The organism is Opitutaceae bacterium, assembly GCA_041395105.1.
Lineage (GTDB): Bacteria > Verrucomicrobiota > Verrucomicrobiia > Opitutales > Opitutaceae > B12-G4.
The window spans coordinates 188,346-210,182 of the sequence record JAWLBB010000001.1; the positions used below are offsets into that span (position 1 = coordinate 188,346).

General features: G+C 61.5%; 18 protein-coding genes and 1 tRNA gene. 11 read left to right on the forward strand and 8 right to left on the reverse strand.

All coding sequences use genetic code 11. The features are described 5' to 3' along the window. Positions 1 to 23: 23 nt before the first annotated feature. From R3F07_00810 to uxaC, 3 genes are all read left to right on the forward strand, one after another. Positions 24 to 761, forward strand: coding sequence for a hypothetical protein (locus R3F07_00810; GenBank protein MEZ5274901.1), 738 nt, complete (start codon positions 24 to 26; stop codon positions 759 to 761). A gap of 183 nt (positions 762 to 944) precedes the next feature. Then, on the forward strand, positions 945 to 1,793 hold the full coding sequence (locus tag R3F07_00815) for a hypothetical protein (GenBank protein MEZ5274902.1): 849 nt from the start codon (positions 945 to 947) through the stop codon (positions 1,791 to 1,793). A 254-nt stretch (positions 1,794 to 2,047) separates the two neighbouring features. Continuing rightward, entirely contained in the window at positions 2,048 to 3,472 is a 1,425-nt protein-coding gene (gene uxaC / locus R3F07_00820) for a glucuronate isomerase (GenBank protein MEZ5274903.1), read from the forward strand. A gap of 134 nt (positions 3,473 to 3,606) precedes the next feature. Here the strand turns inward: uxaC and R3F07_00825 are convergent, their stop codons facing one another. After that, on the reverse strand, positions 3,607 to 4,620 hold the full coding sequence (locus R3F07_00825) for an aldo/keto reductase (GenBank protein MEZ5274904.1): 1,014 nt from the start codon (positions 4,618 to 4,620) through the stop codon (positions 3,607 to 3,609). 50 nt (positions 4,621 to 4,670) lie between these two features. On the opposite strand from R3F07_00825, the gene R3F07_00830 reads away from it, so the two are divergent. Both R3F07_00830 and R3F07_00835 read left to right on the forward strand, forming a co-directional pair. Next, positions 4,671 to 5,651 carry a D-2-hydroxyacid dehydrogenase gene (locus tag R3F07_00830; GenBank protein ID MEZ5274905.1) on the forward strand — a complete coding sequence of 327 codons (981 nt, stop codon included), beginning with the start codon at positions 4,671 to 4,673 and terminating at the stop codon, positions 5,649 to 5,651. A 15-nt stretch (positions 5,652 to 5,666) separates the two neighbouring features. After that, complete coding sequence (locus R3F07_00835) at positions 5,667 to 6,500, forward strand: DUF2161 family putative PD-(D/E)XK-type phosphodiesterase (protein MEZ5274906.1); 834 nt, start codon at positions 5,667 to 5,669, stop codon at positions 6,498 to 6,500. Here R3F07_00835 and R3F07_00840 read toward each other — a convergent pair. Then, positions 6,472 to 7,518 (reverse strand): DUF481 domain-containing protein, encoded by a 1,047-nt coding sequence (locus R3F07_00840; protein ID MEZ5274907.1) that lies wholly within the window; start codon positions 7,516 to 7,518, stop codon positions 6,472 to 6,474. The genes R3F07_00835 and R3F07_00840 overlap by 29 nt on opposite strands. Positions 7,519 to 7,712: 194 nt before the next feature. Here R3F07_00840 and R3F07_00845 point away from each other — a divergent pair, with 194 nt between their 5' ends. Then, a complete protein-coding gene (locus R3F07_00845; protein ID MEZ5274908.1) occupies positions 7,713 to 9,218 on the forward strand; it encodes a carboxypeptidase M32 in 1,506 nt (501 codons plus the stop codon). A 14-nt stretch (positions 9,219 to 9,232) separates the two neighbouring features. Here R3F07_00845 and R3F07_00850 read toward each other — a convergent pair whose 3' ends face one another. The 5 genes from R3F07_00850 to R3F07_00870 form a co-directional block, all read right to left on the reverse strand. After that, positions 9,233 to 9,916: a tetratricopeptide repeat protein gene (locus R3F07_00850; GenBank protein ID MEZ5274909.1), complete on the reverse strand. Its 684-nt coding sequence runs from the start codon at positions 9,914 to 9,916 to the stop codon at positions 9,233 to 9,235. Between the two features lie 128 nt (positions 9,917 to 10,044). Further along, positions 10,045 to 10,899, reverse strand: coding sequence for a formyltetrahydrofolate deformylase (gene purU / locus R3F07_00855; GenBank protein ID MEZ5274910.1), 855 nt, complete (start codon positions 10,897 to 10,899; stop codon positions 10,045 to 10,047). Positions 10,900 to 10,904: 5 nt separating this feature from the next. After that, positions 10,905 to 14,135 carry a carbamoyl-phosphate synthase large subunit gene (gene carB / locus R3F07_00860; protein ID MEZ5274911.1) on the reverse strand — a complete coding sequence of 1,077 codons (3,231 nt, stop codon included), beginning with the start codon at positions 14,133 to 14,135 and terminating at the stop codon, positions 10,905 to 10,907. A gap of 130 nt (positions 14,136 to 14,265) precedes the next feature. Beyond that, positions 14,266 to 15,546 (reverse strand): response regulator, encoded by a 1,281-nt coding sequence (locus R3F07_00865; GenBank protein ID MEZ5274912.1) that lies wholly within the window; start codon positions 15,544 to 15,546, stop codon positions 14,266 to 14,268. Between the two features lie 64 nt (positions 15,547 to 15,610). Further along, a complete protein-coding gene (locus R3F07_00870; protein MEZ5274913.1) occupies positions 15,611 to 16,786 on the reverse strand; it encodes a type II secretion system F family protein in 1,176 nt (391 codons plus the stop codon). A gap of 327 nt (positions 16,787 to 17,113) precedes the next feature. Here R3F07_00870 and R3F07_00875 point away from each other — a divergent pair. Together R3F07_00875 and R3F07_00880 are read left to right on the forward strand one after the other, a co-directional pair. Then, a tRNA-Gly gene (locus R3F07_00875) sits at positions 17,114 to 17,187 on the forward strand. A 27-nt stretch (positions 17,188 to 17,214) separates the two neighbouring features. Then, on the forward strand, positions 17,215 to 17,928 hold the full coding sequence (locus tag R3F07_00880; protein MEZ5274914.1) for an RsmE family RNA methyltransferase: 714 nt from the start codon (positions 17,215 to 17,217) through the stop codon (positions 17,926 to 17,928). A gap of 167 nt (positions 17,929 to 18,095) precedes the next feature. On the opposite strand, the gene R3F07_00885 is transcribed toward R3F07_00880, so the two are convergent. Further along, the gene (locus R3F07_00885) at positions 18,096 to 18,662 is read right to left on the reverse strand and encodes an RsmD family RNA methyltransferase (GenBank protein ID MEZ5274915.1); all 567 of its coding nucleotides are present in this window, start codon (positions 18,660 to 18,662) and stop codon (positions 18,096 to 18,098) included. A gap of 134 nt (positions 18,663 to 18,796) precedes the next feature. On the opposite strand from R3F07_00885, the gene R3F07_00890 reads away from it, so the two are divergent. From R3F07_00890 to R3F07_00900, 3 genes are read left to right on the forward strand one after another with little or no spacing between them, the layout of a single operon-like run. Next, complete coding sequence (locus R3F07_00890) at positions 18,797 to 20,290, forward strand: hypothetical protein (protein MEZ5274916.1); 1,494 nt, start codon at positions 18,797 to 18,799, stop codon at positions 20,288 to 20,290. After that, the gene (locus R3F07_00895) at positions 20,287 to 21,039 is read left to right on the forward strand and encodes an ABC transporter permease (GenBank protein MEZ5274917.1); all 753 of its coding nucleotides are present in this window, start codon (positions 20,287 to 20,289) and stop codon (positions 21,037 to 21,039) included. Before R3F07_00890 ends, R3F07_00895 begins: the two co-directional genes overlap by 4 nt. Then, a complete protein-coding gene (locus tag R3F07_00900) occupies positions 21,039 to 21,836 on the forward strand; it encodes an ATP-binding cassette domain-containing protein (GenBank protein ID MEZ5274918.1) in 798 nt (265 codons plus the stop codon). The genes R3F07_00895 and R3F07_00900 overlap by 1 nt, the downstream gene beginning before the upstream one ends. Position 21,837 lies beyond the last annotated feature (1 nt).

Sequence of the window (21,837 nt, forward strand, 5' to 3'; positions counted from 1 at the left end):
GATTCAAGATTCCTGATACCACCATGAAAACATTCCTCAAGTCCATCATTGCCTGTCTGACCCTGTCGCTCGTCGTCCTCGGATCCACCGGTTGCTCCAAGAAGCCCAAGGGACCGAGTCCCGAGGAGATCGCTGCCGCCCAGGCCGCCGAACAAGCGGCCGCGGAAGCCGAAGCCAAGAAAGCCGCCGAAGAGGCCGCTGCCGCCGCAGCCGCAGCCGCAGCCGCCCAGGCGGAAGCCGAGGCCAAAGCACGGAAGGAGGCGGAAGCCGCTGCCCTCGCTCTGGCCGCTGCCCAAGCCGAAGCAGAGGCCAAGGCCGCTGCGGAAGCCGCCGCCGCCAAGGCGGAAGCGGAGCGGAAGGCCCAGGAAGAAGCCAAGGCCGCCGCTCTGGCCGCCGCCAAGGCGGAAGCCGAAGCCAAGGCCAAGGCCGAGGAGGACGCACGCAATGCGATGATCGCCAAAGCGGCCGCCCTCTACGAGGAGAACAAGAAGGCTGCCGACGCTTTCCGGTCAGATATGGCCGACCTCAGCAACCTGATCGATCGCAATGCCGACACGGTCAAAGTCCAGGTGGCCGACAACCTTCTGGAAATGCGGGCCCTCATGCCGGGCCTGGTCGCCAAATTCGAATCGCTCAAGAATTTCAAGGGCGGCGACCTCGATGCCACCGTCGCCGCGATTCAGGCCGAGTTCGACCGGACGAACACGCTCTACAAGGAAACGATGGATCTCCTTCCCGAGGAGCTCAAAGCCCAACTCTGATCCAACCGGACGTGAGGTTCGCCGAACACGGCGATTTCATCTGATCCCGGGACAGTCTTCAGGAGGCCGTTTTCGCCGCGTGGCGAAAACGGCCTTTCCTTTTGGGCGCCCGGATACGATCGCAAACCGCCCGCGAGGAGAAAACTCGCTTTCACGCGAAAGGAATCCTACAAGAATCAGCCCATGGCATTCTCTCTGAAAAGTCCCCTCGGTGTCGGGATCCTTTCGGCCGGGTTCACCCTCACCCTCTGTCTTGGGTTGGGCTACGTTCTGCTGGCCCGAAGCGAGAAGACTGCGAGCGAAACACGGGCCAGGGAACTCGAGGCGCTCCAGACACGTTACACCGACGAATTCCGGACATTCGCCGACCGGCTGCTCATGACCGTGGAGTCGACCGACCGGAAGCTGTCGGAGGCCATGACCTCAAACGAGGACACTCTCTTCCTCAACGATGCCGAACAGCGGAGTTTTGAGCAGGAGCGGATCGACGCCCTCGCCGACGCCGTATCCACCCGCCTGACCGAGGCCGCAAAAGGGGACGACAGCGAGGTCAATCAGGTGGTCACCCGGGTTTCCGAACGGATCAATCCGATCCTCAATGAAATCTCCCAGACCGGCACGATGACCCGCTCCGATATCCAGCTCTACACTCACCGCATATCGGAACAGATCGCCACCGTCCTGCGCGAAGAGATCGAAGCCAAGCAGCAGTTGAACAACAACCTTCTCGTCTCCACCGGAATCGCCCGCGATTCCCTCGCCCTCTCCGGCGAAATGGCGGCTCTCTACGTCAGCTCGCTCAAGGATGAAGGGATGATCTCCCGCCTGCTCATGCTCCCGGTCGGCCTGGTTCAGGACGCCGCCAGCCTGAGCATCGTGGGCAGTTCGGACCGGAAGAAAGCCGAGGAAAAAATCTTCTCTGAACTGGCCTCACTCCAGGACCGGCTGACCGAAGTGGAACAGTCGATGCCGGTCGTCCTCGACATCTCCCCGCCCACTGTGGTCGTTCCTGCGCCGACTGACGGAAAGTAGCCCACCGTTTCTTTACCTTGGGCCACATTGATTGGCCTAGGGCGAATCGGATTGCCTGTGCTCCGCTCCGTTCGGATCCCGCCGCAGCTGAGGCCGGGATCGGTTTTCCGGGCGGGTATCGTGACCTGGCGCTTATCCGAAGTGTTGCGGGATCGAGTTTTGGGTTGGCAGGAATCAGACACTCCGTCTATTTCTGGCTGGACCCAACACCTGTTGGGTATTCTGGCTGCTCTCACCTCAAGCCTCCTTTTCCCATGTCAGGTCCCAAAGCATTCATCACCGAGGATTTCCTCCTTCAGTCTGAACCTGCCCGCCGGCTCTACCACGACTACGCCCGGGACGAACCCATCTTCGACTACCACTGTCACCTCCCTCCAGAGGAAATCGCCGCCAATCGACGTTTCGAAAATCTCTACGACATATGGCTGGCCGGGGACCACTACAAATGGCGGGCAATGCGGGCCAACGGCATTCCGGAACGATTCTGCACGGGAGACGCCGCCCCCAGGGAGAAATTCATGGCCTGGGCTCGAACCGTGCCCCATACCCTGCGCAATCCACTTTACCATTGGTCGCACCTGGAGTTGCAGCGCTATTTCGGCATCGACCTGCCAATCAATGAATCGACCGCCGATGAAATCTGGGATCGCGCCAATGAACAGCTCGCCGCTCCCGATTTCTGCGTCCATGGCATTCTGAAGAAATTCAAGGTGAGGGTGGTCTGCACCACCGACGACCCCACCTCGACCCTCAAGTCCCACCAGGCCATCCATGAATCCGGTCTGTCCACCCGGGTCTATCCGGCCTTCCGGCCCGACCAGGCCCTGCGGGTCGACGATCCGGCCGGTTTTGTGGCCTGGTCCGGGAAACTGGCCGAGGTCAGCGGGATCGAGGTCGACACCTTCGCCGGATTTCAGAAGGCGATCCGCCAACGCCACGATTTCTTCCATTCGATCGGTGCCCGCCTTTCCGACCATGGCCTGGCCAACTGCCCGGGCGGATCCGGAAGCGAGGTCGAGGCCGCCGCCATTTATGAGCGGACCCGCAACGGCCAGGCCGCCAATCCGGCGGAAAAGGAGGCGTTTTCCTATGCCATGATGCTCTTCTTCGGACGGCTCGATGCGGAAAAGGGATGGACCAAGCAGCTCCACCTCGGTGCCCTCCGGGCCAACAACACACGACTCTTCAAGTTGGCCGGCAACGACATTGGAACCGATTCCATCGACGACGCCCCCCAGGCCCGCTCCCTCAGCCGCTACCTCGATCAACTCGATTCCGAAGGCAGCCTGCCCAAGGTCATTCTCTACAATCTGAATCCGGCCGACAACTACCTGCTCGCCTCCATGATCGGTAATTTCCAGGACGGATCTTCCGCGGGTCGCATCCAGTTCGGGTCGGGCTGGTGGTTTCTCGATCAGAAGGAAGCCATGGAGTGGCAGATCAACGCCCTCAGCAACAACGGGCTTCTCAGCCACTTCGTCGGCATGCTGACCGACTCCCGCAGCTTCCTCTCCTATTGCCGCCACGAGTACTTCCGGCGGGTCCTCTGCAATCTGGTCGGTGGCGATATGGCCCGGGGCGAACTGCCGGAAGATTATGAACTGGTCGGCGGCATGATCCGCCGTATCTGCTACGCCAACGCGGCCGGCTTTTTCGGAATGGAAGCGGGTCGCGGCTGAGGAGTCGATGGGGAGAGGAAGGTGCGCCCGACCACGGACAAACCTGCAGGAGAGGCTTTAAGCCTCGATTCGACGGTTGAGCGACCGGACATCGAGGCGTAAAGCCTCTCCTACAAATCGGAAACTGCGGCCTGTTACCTGTATTGGTGCGGACCGAAATCGGCCTCGTAGAAAGGAGATCGGACCCGTCCAGGCTGGCAGATGGCGTCGAGACGCGCCCGATCCTCTCCAGTGATCTCAACGTCGAGGGCCTTCAGGTTGTCCTCGAGCTGCCCCACCGTTCTCGGGCCGATGATCGGCGAAGTCACCCCCCGCTGCTGACCCACCCAGGCCAGGGCCAATTGAGAGAGCGGCACGCCTTTTTCCGCGGAAAGGGATTGAAGATCACCGATCACCTCCCAATAGGCCTCGTTCAGCCGCTTCTTCATCGGTTCGGTCTGGTCCTTACCCCCAAAACGGCTGCCCTCCGGCAGGGGTTGACCCGCCTGGTACTTGTCGGTCAGCAACCCCCCGGCCAAAGGACTCCAGGGAATGATGGCCAGGCCAAATGTCTCGGCCATGGGGATCAATTCCCGTTCCACCCGGCGATCGAGCAGATTGTAGGGTGTCTGCTCGCAGACAAAGCGGTTCAGGCCGAGTTCCTTGGAGATCCACAACGACTCGACCACCTGCCAGGCCGCGTAGGTGCTGGTTCCGACATAGCGGACCTTTCCCGCCCGGATCAGGTCGTCGAGGGCCCGGAGGGTCTCATCGATCGGGATGTCCGATTGGGGACGGTGGATCTGGTAAAGGTCGATATGGTCGGTCTGGAGACGTCGAAGGCTGGCCTCGCATTCCGCGATGATGTGCCGCCGGGAATTGCCCTCCATGTTCGGATCCTCGTCCGACATTCTCCCGTGTACCTTGGTGGCCAGGAAAATCCGGTCGCGCTTGCCGTTGCGCTTGAGGGCCTCCCCGGTCAGCTCCTCACTGCGCCCTCGGCTGTAGACGTTTGCTGTATCCAAAAAATTAATACCCGAATCGATCGCCCGGTCGATGATGGCCCGGGATTCCTCCGGCCCGGTTCTCCACCCGAACATCATGCACCCGAGGCAGAGGGGACTGACCTTGACCCCGGTCCGGCCGAAATTGCGATAGAGTTGCTTCATGATCTCGTTCCTCTCCTGCTCGAATTCTCGACAGGAGGCCGAGTCTGCGAATGATCGGACGAATTGTCAAAGCCATGATCGTCCTGTTAAAAGAACCCGGCCACCTGATTCCCGCCCAGGTGGACCGACTGCACGCGCTGGCCGGACCGCGACCGGTCCGGATCACCCCGGACCTTGACCCGCTGGCCGACGACTTCGACCGAATCGAAATCCTGGCCGGATTCCTCGGCCCCAACCACCTGGCCCGCCTCCCGGCTCTCCGCTGGGTCCAGGTCTGGTCGGCCGGGGTCAACAATCTGGTCACGAACCCGTCGGTCATGGCGGCCGACTATACCATCACCACGACCTCGGGCATCCATGCCATTCCGATGGGGGAACAGATTCTCGGCTACATGACCGCCTTCGCGCGCGGTCTGCCCCGGGCCATGCGCGCCCAGGTCCGCGGAGTCTGGGACGATGATCCCTGGGCGCAGATCTCGGAGCTGCACGACCGCACCGTCCTCATCCTCGGCGCGGGAGCGATCGGTTGCCGGACAGCCGAGCTCTGCCTCGCCTTCGGCATGAAGGTGATCGGAGTCCGGCGGGACCCGGTCAAAGATGCCGAACCCCGATTTCCCGTCCACCCCGTTTCCCAGTTGGATGAGCTGCTCCCGCAGGCCGACTACCTGGTCAACGCCCTGCCCCTGACCGCCGGGACCCGAAACCTCATCGACTCGGCCGCCATCGCCCGCCTCAAACCGGGAGCCTTCTTCATCAATATCGGACGCGGAAAGACGGTGGACGAACCTGCCCTGATCGAGGCCCTCCGGTCGGGTCACCTTGGCGGAGCCGGGCTTGATGTCTTCACCGAGGAGCCCCTCCCCGCCGCCTCCCCCCTCTGGACGATGGAGAATGTCATCATCACCCGTCACTACGCGGGCTCCTCACCCCGGTATGACGAACGGGCGATGGAGCTGTTCCTCGAGAATCTCGAGCGCTTCATCTCCGGGAAGTCCCTGCGCAACCAGGTCGACCGCCATCGGGGGTATTGACCGGACCCACTCCTCATGTCCGGCCGGGCCCTCTTCAAGGAAAGCGATCTCTACCCGCCGCTCCGGGATTTTCTCACATCTCAGGGCTACCGGGTGCGGGCCGAGGTTGGCGGCTGCGATGTGACCGCCACCCGCGACGGCCTCCTCGTCGTCATCGAGCTCAAGCGTGCCCTCACTCTCGATCTTCTGACCCAGGGTCTCCATCGGCAGAAGATGGCGGACAGTGTCTACCTCGCGGTTCCTGCGCCCGTGACTGACCTCCTGCGCAGAAGACACCGCGCCGTCTACCCCGTGATCAAGCGGCTCGAGTTGGGCCTGATCCTGATCAACCTCGACTCCGCCGTCCCGGTGCAGGTGGCCTTCCATCCGATCCCGACGCCGCCCCGGAAGAACACGAAGAAGCGACTGGCCCTGGTCCGGGAGCAGGCCGCCCGAAGCATCGATGGCAATCAGGGCGGAACCCGGGGGATCCCGCTCCTGACCGCCTATCGCGAAAACGCCCTGAAGATCGCCCTCCTCCTGCGCGAGAACGGACCCTCCCGTCCACGCGACATCCGCGGTCAGGGCGGCGGTTCCCGCACCCTCGCCATTCTCAGTCGGAACGTCTACGGTTGGTTCGAACGCCTGGATCGCGGCCTCTACGGTCTGTCCGCCGGAGGTCAGGCGGGGCTCGAAACCTACCGTGAGGTGGTCGCGCTGCTCGGAGACAGTCTGAAGACCGGGAGCAAACCCACGGGGACCGCGCCGGCTCCGGGGGTCACAAAAAAGCCCGGCCGAAGGGGCCGGGCCTTGAAGAAGCAGTCGATGATCAAACTGCCGGTCAATTCCACTCCAGAACGAAGCGGGTGAAGTAAGTCGTATCCATCTTCTTGAGATCGCCGTTGGGCCGACTGGTGTAGTCGTTGGCCAGGCCGACCTGGATCCTCCACTTGTTGCCGGTTCCGATGGGCATTTCATAGACGGACTCATGGAAAAACCGGTAGTTGCCGAAATCCTCGAACGCCGGATTCCAGGTGATGACGGTCTTGATCTTCCCGACCCCGGTGAAGGTGTAGGTGTTCAGGAATACGAAATCGAGACCCGGGACATCGTTGGTCGTTCCGTCCTTGAAGGATTCATACCGGTAAGCCAGACCACCGCGCAGTTCCAAGCGCCATGCCTCGGTATCCTTCCAGACATAGCCGGCACCACCAGCCGTGGTTGAGCGAAGATCGAGGTTTTCTGCGTCGTCCGATTCCAGTTCGGTGCGGACATACCAGTTCAGGGTCTTGGAGAGGCTGCGGGAGTAGTCCACCCCGCCCTTGAGCTCGTCGGCGGTCAGGTTGTCGTTTTCTTTCGAATAGTCGTAGCTGCCGTAGAAGGTCAGCTTGTCATCGGGACCCTTCAGGGTGGCGTTGAAGTTGGCAAGGACGGCAAAACGATCGTTGTTGCCCGACTTCCCGGACATGCCGAGCGCGGCGCTGTAGGACCAGTTCCGGGCCATTGCCTTTTCCTGCGGGCTTTGGTCACCGGTGCGCCAGACGGCCTCGACCCCGGGAACGGTGGTGGTCAGGTCGGCTCCGTCAGCCGCAACCTTGAGTCCGTCGATCGACGTCGTCACGGTCCCGAAGACGGTTGACGGTCCCGTCTGCACGTAAACGGGCTCGGTTGTGACGATCTCCGTCACCTGGGCCTGTTTGACCTTGAGTTCGCCCGCATAGGCGGTGCTCAGGGTGATTTCTCCTCCTTCGATCCGAACGATCTGGCCGTTCAGGATGGATCCGTCGGACAGGGTCAGGGTATCGGCCCCCGCCTGCGCGAGGAAAAGGCCGGTCACCGATAGCAGCGCAGCTGCGACGGTCAGGGATTTCGTGGTGTTCTGGTTCATAGCAATTTGAGATTTCCAATGAGTGGTCCCGTCGTCATCAGCAACCCTGATGCCCGATCCCGACCGCCCATCAAGCGAGCGATAACACAGACGGTTCCGCGGGTGTCTAGCTGAAAATCAACCGTCCATGCGGGCTCTCAGTGCTCGACTCCTCCGGAATGACGGTGTCGGATGTCCGCTGGAAATCCTGAATCATGAAAGCACCGACCTACAATCAACTGGTCAGCAAGCTGCAACGGATCAACTGCCTGGAATCGGTCGTCTCGACGATGTCCTGGGATGAACAGGTCAATCTGCCGCCGGCCAGTTCGGATCGGCGCGGCGCCCAGATGGCTCTCCTGGCCGAACTCCATCATCGCGAGGCCGCCGATCCCGTCATTGGCGATTGGCTGGCTCAGCTCGAGTCCGGTTCCGCGGGATCTCTTGATGAGGGTGAACAGGCCGTCGTCCGGGAAGCCCGCCGCCAATTCGACCGCATCGCCCGACTTCCGGCGGAGTTCGTGGCCCGGAAGGCGGTTCTCGACACCGAGGCTTTCCACGCGTGGGAGCTCGCGAAGCGACGATCCGATTTCCCGGCCTACCGTCCGTTTCTCGAACAGCAATTGGCCCTGGCCAAGGAAGAGGCCGGCTATCATGGATTCGAGGGGTCTGCCGCCTACGATTTTCACATCGACTCCCATGATCCCGGGATGACCGCATCCCGGATCGACCCGCTGTTCAGGGAATTGCGCACCGGTCTGCTGCCACTGGTTGAAGAGATCCTGGCTTCCCCGGTCAAGGCGGACGCGTCCGCCCTGGAAGGGCTGAGCGTGGAAGGTCAGCGGTTGTTCCTCCGCGAAGTGACCGGGCGGATCGGTTTCGACTACCACCGGGGCAGAATCGACACCTCGTCACATCCATTCTGCGGCGGCGACGCCGCCGATACCCGGATGACCACCCGGTTCGTCGCCGGTGAACCTCTGGAGGCGCTCTTCAGCTCCATCCACGAGACCGGGCACGCCCTCTATGAGCAGGGCTTGCCGATTCAGCACCTGGGGACCGCCCTTGGGACGGCGGTCGGCATGGCCATCCACGAGAGCCAGAGTCGACTCTGGGAAAACCAGGTCGGGCGAGGAAAAGCCTTCTGGCGTTTCTTCGAACCGAGATTTCGCGAGATCTTCGGGTTGAGCACGGACCGGATCAGCTCCGGACAGCTTCTCCTTGCGGCCAACGCGGTCAGGATCCATCCGATCCGAACCGAATCCGACGAAGTCACCTACAACCTGCATATCATGCTGCGGTTCGAGCTCGAAAAGCGCCTTTTTGACGGGGATCTCGAAGTCCGGGATCTTCCCGAGGCCTGGAACAGCCTTTCGAGCGAGATTCTCGGACTCCGTCCGGCCAACGATGCGGAGGGGGTTCTTCAGGATGTTCACTGGTCCGGAGGCGATTTCGGGTATTTCCCGAGCTATTGCCTGGGCAACATGATCGCCGCCCAGCTCTGGGAAACCGTCCGGAGTGAGTTGCCCGACTTGGATTCCGGGTTCGAGCAAGGCGACTTCAGTGCCCTCCTCAACTGGCTGAGGGAGCGCATCCACCGGCAGGGACAGCGCTTCGGAACCGACGAGTTGGTCCGCCGGGTTACCGGCCACGAGATCAGTCCCAAGCCGCTCCTTTGCTACCTTGAGGAACGCTATCTGCCGCTCTATCGCCCGACCTGAGGAGATTCGCCCGGCTACTCGGCCACCGGGGCCGGCAACGTATTGCGAAGCGCGGTCGCGCGGCTGGCCCAGATACCGACGGGCGAGAGCTCCTCAATCGAATCGAGGTATCCGCGGGCCTTCTCATTCTCGCCGGCTGCGATGGCGAGGGAAGCGAGATGATACCAGGCTTCCGAACGGATTGCTTCCGGTGCTGAGGTATTTTCGGCCAACCCAAGGAGGATGGGCTCACCCTTCGACTGCAATCCAAACTGGATGAGGGAAACGCCCTGACCCAGGCCGGCCCGAAAGGCCAGGACAGGCAGCTCCAGATCACTGGCCGCCTCCTCATAAAGTCCGGCCGCCTCATTGTAATCGCCACGTGCGTAAGCGGAATCAGCCAGGCTCAGGAGCGCCGCGCCCGCCAGAGGATGGCCCCGATGCGATTCGGCGAAGGCCTTCTTCGCCTCGTCCGTGGTCGCCTCCGCATAGGCTTCGCGGGTCGAGGATTCCTGATGGGCGGAAATGATCCGATAGAGCTGCAGGCCGACCACGATGACCAGGGCCAGAATGATGGCAGTCAGGATCGTTCGACGGTTGGCCTGCCAGAAATTGATCACCCATGTCTCGAAATCGAGACCGCTTTCGCTGGCCTCGGCATCGATGAGGTTGCGGTCGTCGGCGGTATTCTTGCCTCTTGCGGGTGGTTTCTCAGCCATGGGAATCGGTTGTTGTCTGGGATTTCCGCCAATCGGACGCTGGCGAAAGAAAAACCGTTCTTTGTAGCGCGCCCCGGGAAAGTTTAAAGCGAAAAGAGCGAGATTCCGGATGCCTCACTCCGGACCGATCAGTCAAAGACCACCGTCTTGTTGTTGTAGACGAGGATCCGGTGCTCGAGATGAGACCGGAGCGCGGCAGCCAGGACCAGCTTTTCCAGGTCCCGTCCATTTCGGATGAGATCGTTGACCCCATGGCGGTGGGTGACCCTGGCCACGTCCTGGACGATGATTGGCCCGTCGTCCAGGACCGGAGTCACGTAGTGGGCGGTGGCACCGATCAGTTTGACCCCCCGATTGTAGGCCTGATGGTAGGGTCGGCCGCCGGCAAAGGCCGGAAGAAAGGAGTGGTGGATATTGATGACCGGGCATCCAACCCGTTCCAGAAAGTCAGCCGACAGGACCTGCATGTAGCGGGCCAGGACGACCAGATCCACCTTCAGATCGTGGAGCAGGGCGAGTTGACGTGCCTCTGCCTCCGCTTTCCGTCCTTTCTCGACCGGAACGAGGTGGAAGGGCAATCCGTAGCCTTCGGCCGCCCCGCGAAGCGCTTCATGGTTGGAGAGAACCGCCACGATCTCCGCCGGGAATTCACCGGCTTTCCAGCGCAGGACCAGGTCGTGAAAACAATGATCGAAACGGGACACCATGAGGGCGACCCGACTCCGGCACTCGGCATTGGCGACCCGGACTTCCATCCCCAGCCCCCGGGCAAAGGCCGAGAAAGCCGCTTCATCGGACCTGACATCGCCGGCAAACGACCATTCGATACGCTGGAAAAACACCCCGGCTTCCTGGTCCCGATGCTGGTCCGCGTGGATGATATTGCCCCCATGCTCAAAGATCCACCCGGCCACCCGGGCAACGATCCCGGCCTGGTCGGGACCAAAGAGCAGGGCGATCAGCGTTTTGTCACAAGTCGACATGCCGTTCAAACAACGTTTCCCGCGTAAGACTGGAGGGAGCGCACCGTGATACGCTTCTCCTTCATCGCTTCGATCCCGTTGAGGGCAGCCTGGGCCCCTGTTATTGTCGTCATGATGCAGACATTGTGGGCACAGGCGACCGACCGGATGACATTCTCATCCCGACGCGGATACATTCCGGAGGGGGTATTGATGATCAGATGGATCTGACCGTTCTTGATCATGTCGACGACATTCGGACGGCCCTCGGTCAACTTGTGCAAGGGGTGAACCGCCACCCCGTTGTCCTTCAGGGTCCGGGCGGTTCCACTGGTCGAGTAGACATCAAATCCCAAGGCCTCCAGCCGACGGGCCAGATTCACTGCCCGGTCCTTGTCCGCGTCTTTCACGCTCAGGAAGACATTGCCCTTGGTCGGCAGGGCCGGCTTGGCCGCCATCTGGGTCTTGGCGAAGGCGATCCCCAGATCCTCGTCCATACCCATGACCTCGCCCGTGCTGCGCATTTCCGGACTGAGCAGGATGGGGGCTCCCGGAAAACGCACAAACGGGAACACCGCCTCCTTCACACACCAATGCTTCGGGGTCAGTTCGCGGGTGAAACCCAGATTCTCCAGGGTCTCTCCGGCCATTACCTTGGCCGCCAGCTTGGCCAGGGGAACCCCGATGGCCTTGCTGACAAAAGGCACGGTCCGCGAGGCCCGAGGATTGACCTCGAGGACATAGAGCTCGTTGTCCTTGATCGCAAACTGGACATTCATCAGACCGATCACGTTGAGCTCGCGGGCCAGCGCGTAGCTGGCGGTACGGACCCGCTCGAGGATCGGTTTCTCCAGGGTGTGCGGCGGCATGACCATGGCGGCGTCTCCGCTATGGACGCCGGCGAACTCGATGTGCTCGAGCATGCCGCCCACCACGGTAGTCGTGCCGTCCGAGATACAGTCAACATCCAGCTCGATCGCATCCTCCAGGAACTTGTCGATCAGAACAGGCTTGTTCGGGGAAACCTCGAAGGCCTCCCGGACGACCCGCTTGAACTCGTCCGGCTCGTAAACGATGAACATCCCGCGTCCACCCAGGACGAAGGACGGACGCAGCAGTACCGGAAATCCGATCTCATTGGCGAACTCAAGGGCTTCCTCCTCGGTCATGGCCGTGCGATTGTCTGGCTGCTTCAGACCGATCTTCTGCAGGATGGCCGAGAAGATCCTCCGATCCTCCGCCGCATCGATGCTCTCCGGGCTTGTCCCGATGATGTTGACTCCATGGGCCATGAGGGCAGTCGCCAGATTGAGCGGCGTCTGACCCCCGAACTGCACGATGGCTCCCCAGCAGTTTTCCCGACGGTAGATCTGAAGAACGTCCTCCAGGGTGAGCGGTTCGAAATAGAGCCGGTCGGAGGTGTCGTAGTCGGTCGAGACCGTCTCGGGGTTGGAATTCACCATGACCGTCTCAATTCCCATCTCGTCGAGGGCGAAGGACGCATGGACGCAGCAGTAGTCAAACTCGATGCCCTGGCCGATCCGGTTGGGGCCGCCCCCCAGAATCATCACCTTCCGTCGATCCGAGGAAATGACCTCGTCCTCATCGCCGTAGGAGGAATAGTAATAGGGGGTGAAGGCCTCGAATTCGGCCGCACAAGTGTCGACGAGACGGAAGGTGGTCCTGGGACCATGGGCTTCCCGCCATGCATGCATCGTCTCATAATCCGTCTTGAAGAGGACCGCCAGCTGGGCGTCGCTGAAGCCCTGCTCCTTGGCCTCCAGGACGAGATCGCGAGGCACCGTCTCCAGCGTATGAGACGCCAGAATGTCTTCCATCTCGTGGATCTGCCTGAGCTGGGCCAGGAACCATGGGTCGATGAAGGTCAGGTCGAAGATCTCCGCGTCACTGAATCCCGCCTTGAAAGCGAGGCGGATATAGAAGATCCGGTCGGCATTGGGCTTGCCCAGTCTGGCCCGGATCACGTTGGAATCGGTGATCTCGAGTCCGCCCAGACGGCCGCCTCCTCCCAAACCACGGGCACCGATCTCAAGCGACCGGAGTGCCTTCTGCAGGGATTCCTTGAAGGTCCTCCCGATGGCCATCGCCTCGCCCACCGATTTCATCGACGACGTCAGCGTGGTGTCGGCACCCGGGAATTTCTCGAAGGTGAACCGTGGGATTTTCGTCACCACATAATCAATCGTCGGCTCGAAGCTGGCCGGGGTTTCGCGGGTGATGTCGTTCTGGATTTCGTCGAGAGTGTAGCCGACCGCCAGCTTGGCGGCGATCTTGGCGATGGGGAATCCGGTCGCCTTCGACGCCAGGGCCGAACTGCGGGAAACCCGCGGATTCATCTCAATGACGACCATCCGGCCGGTCTGGGGATCCACCGCAAACTGGATATTGCTGCCGCCCGTCTCGACTCCAATTTCACGAATGACGGCAAAGGAGGCGTCACGCATCGCCTGGTATTCCTTGTCTGTCAGGGTCAGGGCCGGGGCCACCGTGATCGAATCTCCGGTGTGCACGCCCATCGGGTCAAAATTCTCAATCGAACAGATGACGACGCATTGATCCTTGTGATCGCGCATCACTTCCATCTCGTATTCCTTCCAGCCGATCAGGCACTCCTCGATGAGGACCTCATGGACAGGGGAGACGTCGAGTCCGTTCTCCACGATCTGCTCGAACTCCTCGCGATTGTAGGCGATGCCGCCGCCCTGGCCTCCAAGGGTGAAACTGGGGCGGATGATCAAGGGATAGAACCCGATCTCATCGGCAGCCTCGCGAGCCGCATCCATCTTGCGCACGGTGCGGGACTTCGGGGTATCCAGCCCGATCTTCGCCATGGCCTGCTTGAACAGCTCACGGTCCTCCCCCTTGCGGATCGCCTCCTTCTTTGCCCCGATCATCTCGACCCCGTACTTCTCCAGGATTCCGGCATCGGAGAGTTCCAGGGAGAGGTTCAGGGCCGTCTGTCCGCCCAGAGTCGGCAGGAGGGCCTCGGGCCGTTCCGCCGCGATGATCTGCTCGAGCATGTCCACCGTCAGTGGCTCGATATAGGTCACGTCGGCAAACTCGGGATCGGTCATGATGGTCGCCGGGTTGCTGTTGACCAGAACCACCCGGAAACCCTCCTCGCGGAGGGACTTGCAGGCCTGGGTGCCGCTGTAGTCGAATTCGCAGGCCTGACCGATCACAATGGGGCCTGAACCGACGATCAGGATGGTTTTGATGTCCTTACGTTTGGGCATGGGTACGCGGGCGCCAACTTTCTTGCACAGGCGCCCGGTGGGGCAAGCGCTATCTGGATGAACCGCGCGTTTGCGAGCGGCCGTTCCGGAAAAACCCGACTTCAGTCCGTCGGGTTTCCTGTCCTGCCCATCAACCCGCCGCGGGGGCCGCGGCCGGGGCGCCGATCCGGGATGGATCGCATTTGAGGATCTGCGCCGCCTGCTCAACGTCGTTGCGGCAGGTATGGAGGACCATGCTGATGTATTCGCGCTCCTGCCCGCTCACGTAGTCGTCAAGGGACGGCCAGTCCGAGAGGTCGCGCAGGCGCTGGGGCAGTTGACGCGACGAGATCAGACGGGATTCCGAAGCGGCGACGACCTTGGAAACGACCTGGTTGAACTCGGCCAGGTTGCCTGGCCAGTAATACGAGGTCATCGTATGCAGGGCATCCTTGGTGAACTCGATCTGGTTGCCCTCGAAGAGCGGATTGGCGCACTGGGCGAGGAGGGCCTTGATCAGGAGAGGAATATCCTCGGTCCGATCCCGCAGAGGCGGTACAATCAGCGGGAGAGCCGCCACCCGAAAGAACAACTCATCATTGAAACGCCCCTCGTCCACGAGCTGTTCCAGGTCGACTGTCGAGGAACAGATGAGACTGAACTCCGCCGACCGTCCACGCAGGACGCTGACCAGTTCGGTCTGAAAAGCTTCCGGCAGGGATTGCAGATTCTCCAGATAGAGGGTGCCGCCGCTGGCTTCCCCGATCCACGAACCTCCGCAGCCATTCTCGCCGAGCAACCCGGCGCGGAAGCCTTCATCCGAACTCAGGGAGCAATCGATGCGCACGAGCGGTGCTTCATCGGGATGGCGTGCAGCGTGGATGACCTCCGCGATGGTTCCCTTGCCACAACCGATTTCTCCCTGCAGAAGAAGCGGGGTCCGGCTGTCCACCAGCTTTCGAATCTGTTGCACCAGACGCCGAATGGCCGGACTGCGGCCGACGATGCGACTCTCGATTTCGTCGCCGGCAGCCGACTGGATCGCGCCCGAAGCGCGGCTGCGGGTGGCCTCCCGGAACTCCAGCGCCCGTTTCAACGTCTTGATCAATTCGTCCACCTTGAACGGCTTCTGCAGGTAATCAAAGGCGCCGTACTTCAGCGCCTGGATGGCGCTGTCCGTGCTCGCGTAGGCCGTCATGATCGTGACAACCGCGGTCGGATCATAGATCTTGAGGTTGCGCAGGAGGGTGATCCCGTCCATCGGCTTCATGTCGATGTCCGCCAGGACCAGATCGAACTTCTCCGCCTTGTAGCGGGCCAGGCCCTTCTCCCCGTCCGTGGCGAAGGCGGTCGAAAAGCCGGTCGGCTCGATGACCGCCTCCAGCATCTCGTGGATTGAGACGAGATCATCAACTATCAGGATCGAAGGCATCGGTGAGATTCTGTCGGCTCTTTCCAGCGGGACGATGATTCAGGCGACCGGACCGTTCCGCCGCTCAGAGACCGCCGGCGACCGAGGACAACTGGAAAATGGGCAGGAACATCGCCATGACGATGCCGCCGACAACCACGCCGAGGAAGACAATGAGCATCGGCTCGATCAGCGAAGTGAGTGAGGCAATGATGGTTTCGGATTCCGTGTCATAAAAATCGGCGATCTTCTCCATCATTCCGTCCACATTGCCGGTCGCCTCTCCCGCCTTGACCATGTGCTTCATCATCGGCGGGAAGAAGGTGTTGGTAGCCAGGATTTCCGAGACCTGACCGCCGGCACTGATATGCTTGGATATCTCGCCGCAGGCCACTTCGATCTGCACCTTGTTGCTGCTCGAGGCCACGATTTCCAGGGTGCGCAGGATGGGCACGCCACTGCGCATGAGGGTGGCGTAGGTGCGGCAGAATCGGGACAGGGCGATCTTGAGCAGGAGATTGCCGAAAATGGGCACCCGCAGCAGCATCCGGTCCTTCACCGTGCGGCCTTTCGGCGTTTTGATGAAGCGCAACCAAAGCTTGTAGGCCACAAAACAGACCGCCGCCAGATAGAAGAAATTGCCCTTCAACCAGTCGCTCAGGTCGATCAGGGCCTGGGTCGGCGTCGGCAGCTTGGCTCCGAAATCCTGGAACATCTCCGCAAAGACCGGGATGACGAAAATCAGCAGGACGTTGACCAGAATGATGGCCAGACCGATGACGGCAATCGGGTAGGTCATGGCCGATTTGACCTTCTTGACCAGTTTGACCGTCGATTCGAAGTATACGGCAACCTTGCCGAGAATCTCAGCCAGACCGCCGCTGGCCTCACCCGCCTCGATCATCGAGATGAAGAGCGGCGGGAAACAATTCGGATACTTCCTCACCGAGTCCGAAAACGAATTGCCCGCTGCGATATCGTTGCGGACGTCGCGGATGATGACCTGAAAGACCGGGTTTTCCGTCTGTTCCTGCAACGCTTCCAAAGCGTTCACCAAGGGCAGACCGGCCTCGAGCATCGAGGCGAGCTGCTGGGTGAAGACCGCCAGATCCTGCAGCTTGAGCTTGTAGGTCTTGGAGCGCTTCTGAACAGCCTTCTGCTTGGCCAGCGCCTGCGGCGTGCGGCTGGAACTGCGGCCTGCACTCTTGCCGGAGGAGGATGAGGCGGTAAGAACGTTGGATGAAGTCGAGAGAAAGGCCATGAGATCTGAGCTGGTTTGACTGAAGATCCCGCCCCGGGAACCGATCCGGGACGCAGTGGCGGCGTCATCCCGAAGGTTCCGAACGAGAACTAATGCTTGACGGGATCTCCATCGGAGATGTAGTCCGCTTCTTTAGTCCGACCGCCCTGCTTTCGGGGGAAAACCCCTTCACCGGGACAAGTTGACCTCTCGAGAGCAGATACGGTAGGATTCGCCAGTCCCCCTTGGGGTTCTCGCGCCAGTCGTTTCGTCGAGTCACTCGGGTCTCTGAGACCCGCATTTCTCCACGGATCGGCAGGAAACAGTGAGTTCAGGATCAATATTCAGGCATCCATGATGTAATGGCAGCATAGGGCTCTTCCAAAGCCCTCGTGAGAGTTCGAATCTCTCTGGATGCACCAGTTTCGAGTGATCCTCCCCCTCCCTGCATGAACCTCATCCTCTTTGAGCCCGAAGAACTCGGACACCCCCTGCCCCTGAAGGACCCGCGGGCGATTCACGTCATCAAGGTCCTCCGAAGAGCCCCCGGGGAGCCGTTCGACGCCGGATTGATCAATGGTCCCAGGGGAAAAGCCTGCTTCCACACGCGTTCCGATGCAGGTCTCGAATTGGAGTTCACACCGGCGGCGGCCCCCGCAGATTCCGAGCCGATCACGCTCCTCGTCGGCCTGCCCCGGCCCCAAACCGCCCGGAAAATCCTCCAGGAGGCGACTTCAATGGGGGTCCGGACAATCCATTTCCATCTGACCGCCCGGGCTGACCCCGGCTATGCCCGGAGCACCCTCTGGACCTCGGGCGAATACCGCCGCCATCTCATCACCGGCGCCGAACAGGCTTTCACCACCCGGCTCCCTGGCCTGACCCACGGGCGCCCGCTCGAGGAGGTGCTGGCGGCACTCGACGATGCCCCCACCCGCCTCGCTCTCGACAACTATGAAGCGGCCGGACCTCTTTTCGATGCACCGCTCAATGGCGGCCAGACGGTTCTCGCCGTCGGGTCCGAACGCGGATGGGTCCGAGCCGAACGCCAGGCCCTTGTCAGCGCCGGTTTTCAGCTCGTCCACCTCGGCGAACGGGTCCTGCGTACCGAGACCGCCGTCGTGGCGGGTCTGGCCATCCTCAGAGCGCGGCTGGGACTGTAGATCGAAGTCATGAAGTGCTTCGAGCGGCAGGCCAGGGTCGGCCTGGCCCTCCCCGGCTTTGTCGAAGCAAGCCCAATTCGTCAATGGCAGAACGCCGCGTCCCTGACGCGCCGTGGAGCAGCCGGTTCAACTGCAGGGTTCCTGCCTCGCTATGCCCCGACCACCCGTCAACCCACCCTCCGGAACAGACAACAGGTCGGCTGGTCGCGGCCTTTTCCGATGCGCCTTTCCAACTGCCAGCCCTTTCCGCCGGGCTCGCGCTGTCCCGGAACTTCCAAAACCAGGAGACTGTGCTCCCGGGCAATCCCTTTTTCGCCAAGCAGCCCGAAGAGCGGTCCGAGCACCCGATCCATTTCCGTGAACGGAGGATCCGCGAAAATGATGTCAAAAAACCCGTCCGGACCCGGCCGCCACTTGAGGACATCGGAAGGGACGATCGTTCCGCTTCCGGAAGGTCGTCCCAGACTCTTTTCCACCGCCGCCAGATTCTCCTTCAGGCAGCCAAGCGCGCCCCGGTCCCGCTCAACAAAAACGGCCGAATCCGCCCCCCGGCTGAGCGCCTCCAGGCCGTAGGACCCGGTCCCGGCGAAAAGATCGAGCACCCGGGCACCCACAATCACCGGACCGAGACTGGAAAAGACCCGCTCCCGCAGGCTGTCCATGGCGGGACGGATCGCCCCGCGGGCCGGAACCCTCAACGGAATCCCCCGGGCTCCTCCTCCCGTCACCCGCATGGACTCAACCCTGATTCCGGCCGGATAATGCCGCTTACAATTTCATCTCTTTCTTTGACCACTCTGGCAGGCAGGCCTAAGGGAAGAGAGGGAGGATATCGAGATGAATTCGATTCCGCCCACCCGAACGACTCTTGCCAAGGCCCATTTCCACTTCTCAGCGTCAGCTTTCGGACCGGCTCCGCATCGCCGCCGTCCTGCTGGGCCTCGCCTGCCTGGCTTCCTTGGGTCGCGCCCAGGTGGTCAACATCTGGCCGATCTTTGTGGGCGAGGGAAAAGACGGCACCGCCCCGGCTTTCGGACAGGATTTCTCCGGCTGGAACGCAGCCGGACCGCTGGTTTTCCATGAAAAAGTGGGCGGCATCGATACCCGTGGAATCCGCCCCCTGCATGTCCGTTTCCAGGACCCGGTTTCCGGCCATGTCCGGGGCCACGTCCTTTATCCGGTTTTCAATTACCGGATCGAGGAGGACTACTTCAACTGGAACCTCTTCTACCTGCTCAATTACAAATCAGACCAGGAACCCGGTATTTCCGAATTCAATCTCTTCCCTTTCATCTTCTACAAGAAGACCCCGAATCCGGAGAGCTCCTATTTCGGTATCTTTCCGATCGCCGGGGATGTGAAGCGACGATTTGCGCAGGGGAAATTCAGCTGGTTCCTCTTTCCCCTCTACGGTCGTTTTGAGAAGGGCCTCGTCACCACTCTGACCACCCCCTGGCCTTTCATCAAGACGGTCTACGGAGACGACAATCACGGCTTCGAGCTCTGGCCCCTCGCCGGTTCCCGCCACAAGGAAGGCGACTACCGCGAGAAGTTCATCCTCTGGCCGTTCATCATCACCCGCGATCAAAAGCTCTGGCTCGAAAAACCCGAGGAAACCCGGATCTACTTTCCCTACTTTCGCCAGACCACCGCCCGGTATGACAACAGGTCGTATTTCTGGCCCTTCATCGGACGCACCTACAGCACCGTCCCCCGCTACGTCGACAAGCGCTATTTCTGGCCTTTCCTCGTTCAAACCCGGGGCGATCACATTTACGTCAATCGCTGGGGGCCCTTCTACACCCACTCCATCCGCAAAGGGGTCGACAAAACCTGGGTCGCCTGGCCCCTCTTCCGCCACCAGTCCTGGACCGAAAGCAACCTCGACCAGACCAAGACCCAGTTCCTTTACCTCCTCTACTGGAACCTGACCCAGAGACGTGCCGGCGAAGCGGAGGGTCCGGTCGCCCGCCGGACCCATGTCTGGCCGCTGGCCAGCCGCTGGGATAACGGGGCCGGAACCCGGCAGTTCCAGCTCTTCAGTCCACTGGAACCGTTCTTTCCATTCAATCGCGCCGTCCGGTCGCTTTACAGCCCGCTCTTCGCGGTTTACCGGTCCGAACAGATCGGCGATGACTTCTCCCGGCACAATCTGCTCTTCAATTTCATCACCTACCGGCGGGAAGCCGATAGGGTTCAAACCGATATCGGCCCCCTCGCCGGGTGGGGACATCACGAAAACGGCTCGCATTTTTCCCTGCTCAAGGGCTTCTTCGGCTACGAGAGGCAGGAAGATCGCCGCCGGTTTCGGCTTTTCTGGATTCCGATCGGAAGATCAACGCCCGCCTCCTCCCATCCATGAACCAGGTTACCCGAGCTCTCGAATCGATCGGTGACACCGTGATCCTCGCGGTGCGGACGCTCGGGTATCTGGGGACCCTGCCGCGTCAATTCCACCGTCTCATCGACCAGGCCTACCTGATCGGCTACACCACGCTTCCGATCGTTGTCATCCTGAGTTTCTTCATTGGCAGCGTCCTCGCCCTTCAGACCGGCTACAGCCTGAAGGCTTTCGGGGCCCAGGATTTCATCGGCGCCGTGGTCGGCCTCTCCATGGCCCGCGAACTCGGCCCAGTCATGGTCTCCATCCTTCTCGCCGGGCGGGTGGGCTCGGCCGTGACCGCCGAACTCGCCTCGATGCAGGTCTATCAGGAAGTCGATGCCCTCCGGACCATGAACATCCCGCCGGAGCGGATTCTCGTTCTTCCCCGGATCATCGCCGTCCTCTTCATGATGCCCGTCCTGACCATTGTCGGCAATGTCGTGGGCTGGATCGGGGGCGCCGTCGTCGCCGTCTACGTCCCGCTGGTCGGAACCGGCTGGGACGCCTACTTCCAGAGCCTGCGCGCCACCGTGGGCTTCCGGGACATCAGCGACGGCCTGATCAAAGCGGAAATCTTCGGATTCTTCGTCATCCTCGTCGCCTGCCAGATCGGTCTCAATACCCGCGGCGGCCCCCGGGAGATCGGGAGCTCCGTCACCCGGTCGGTGGTCGTTTCCCTCATCCTGATCCTCGTGCTGGACTATTTCGTGACCCGCGCCCTGCTCTGATGACGACCGCCACCGACACGAAACACCCCAAGCCCGCCGGCCGGGCCGTCGGGCTCGAAGTCTCCGGCCTGAACAAGGTCTACGGCGACCACACCGTTCTGACCGACATCAACCTGACCGTCGCGCCCGGCGAGGTATTCGTGATCATGGGACCCAGCGGTTCCGGCAAGAGCGTCCTGCTCAAACACATGATCGGCCTCGAACAACCGACCTCGGGTACCGTGACCATCGACGGCCAATCCGTGGCCGACCCCGCCACCCTGACCGACCTCCGGGCCACCCTCGTTTTCCAGGCCGGCGCGCTCTTCAACTCGATGAGCGTCTTCGACAACCTCGCCCTCTACCCGACCGAGCACCGGATCGGCGACCGGGAAAGCATCCGGGAAAAAGTGATGGACACCCTGCGCATCCTCTCCCTCGAGCAAGCCGCCGGCAAATTCCCCTCCGAACTGAGCGGCGGCATGCGCAAGCGCGTCGCCATCGCCCGCGCCCTCGTGATGGAGCCCCAGCTCATTCTTTACGACGAACCGACCAGCGAGCTCGACCCGATCATGGCCGCGACGATCAGCGAGATCATCGCCTGCCTGCGCGAACAGACCCACATCACTTCGGTCGTCGTCTCCCATGACCGCGACCTTTCCCTGACCGTCGCCGACCGGGTCGCCCTAATGCAGGATGGAAGAATCCATCTGGTGGATACGCCCGAGGGCTTCCGCAAGTCGACCGATCCGGTGGTCACCGAATTTCTCAATCCAAAGATCGATCTCGCGAATCCGCGATACAAAGCGAAGGAATAAT

Bases quoted from the DNA above. Each gene is read 5' to 3' on its own strand.
- R3F07_00835 (MEZ5274906.1), top strand. From the start codon at position 5,667: ATGTCCGGCCGGGCCCTCTTCAAGGAAAGCGATCTCTACCCGCCGCTC.
- R3F07_00880 (MEZ5274914.1), top strand. From the start codon at position 17,215: ATGAACCTCATCCTCTTTGAGCCCGAAGAACTCGGACACCCCCTGCCC.
- R3F07_00895 (MEZ5274917.1), top strand. From the start codon at position 20,287: ATGAACCAGGTTACCCGAGCTCTCGAATCGATCGGTGACACCGTGATC.
- R3F07_00845 (MEZ5274908.1), top strand. From the start codon at position 7,713: ATGAAAGCACCGACCTACAATCAACTGGTCAGCAAGCTGCAACGGATC.
- R3F07_00815 (MEZ5274902.1), top strand. From the start codon at position 945: ATGGCATTCTCTCTGAAAAGTCCCCTCGGTGTCGGGATCCTTTCGGCC.
- R3F07_00840 (MEZ5274907.1), bottom strand. From the start codon at position 7,518: ATGAACCAGAACACCACGAAATCCCTGACCGTCGCAGCTGCGCTGCTA.
- purU (MEZ5274910.1), bottom strand. From the start codon at position 10,899: ATGTCGACTTGTGACAAAACGCTGATCGCCCTGCTCTTTGGTCCCGAC.
- uxaC (MEZ5274903.1), top strand. From the start codon at position 2,048: ATGTCAGGTCCCAAAGCATTCATCACCGAGGATTTCCTCCTTCAGTCT.
- carB (MEZ5274911.1), bottom strand. From the start codon at position 14,135: ATGCCCAAACGTAAGGACATCAAAACCATCCTGATCGTCGGTTCAGGC.
- R3F07_00825 (MEZ5274904.1), bottom strand. From the start codon at position 4,620: ATGAAGCAACTCTATCGCAATTTCGGCCGGACCGGGGTCAAGGTCAGT.
- R3F07_00810 (MEZ5274901.1), top strand. From the start codon at position 24: ATGAAAACATTCCTCAAGTCCATCATTGCCTGTCTGACCCTGTCGCTC.
- R3F07_00850 (MEZ5274909.1), bottom strand. From the start codon at position 9,916: ATGGCTGAGAAACCACCCGCAAGAGGCAAGAATACCGCCGACGACCGC.
- R3F07_00900 (MEZ5274918.1), top strand. From the start codon at position 21,039: ATGACGACCGCCACCGACACGAAACACCCCAAGCCCGCCGGCCGGGCC.
- R3F07_00870 (MEZ5274913.1), bottom strand. From the start codon at position 16,786: ATGGCCTTTCTCTCGACTTCATCCAACGTTCTTACCGCCTCATCCTCC.
- R3F07_00865 (MEZ5274912.1), bottom strand. From the start codon at position 15,546: ATGCCTTCGATCCTGATAGTTGATGATCTCGTCTCAATCCACGAGATG.
- R3F07_00830 (MEZ5274905.1), top strand. From the start codon at position 4,671: ATGATCGGACGAATTGTCAAAGCCATGATCGTCCTGTTAAAAGAACCC.
- R3F07_00885 (MEZ5274915.1), bottom strand. From the start codon at position 18,662: ATGCGGGTGACGGGAGGAGGAGCCCGGGGGATTCCGTTGAGGGTTCCG.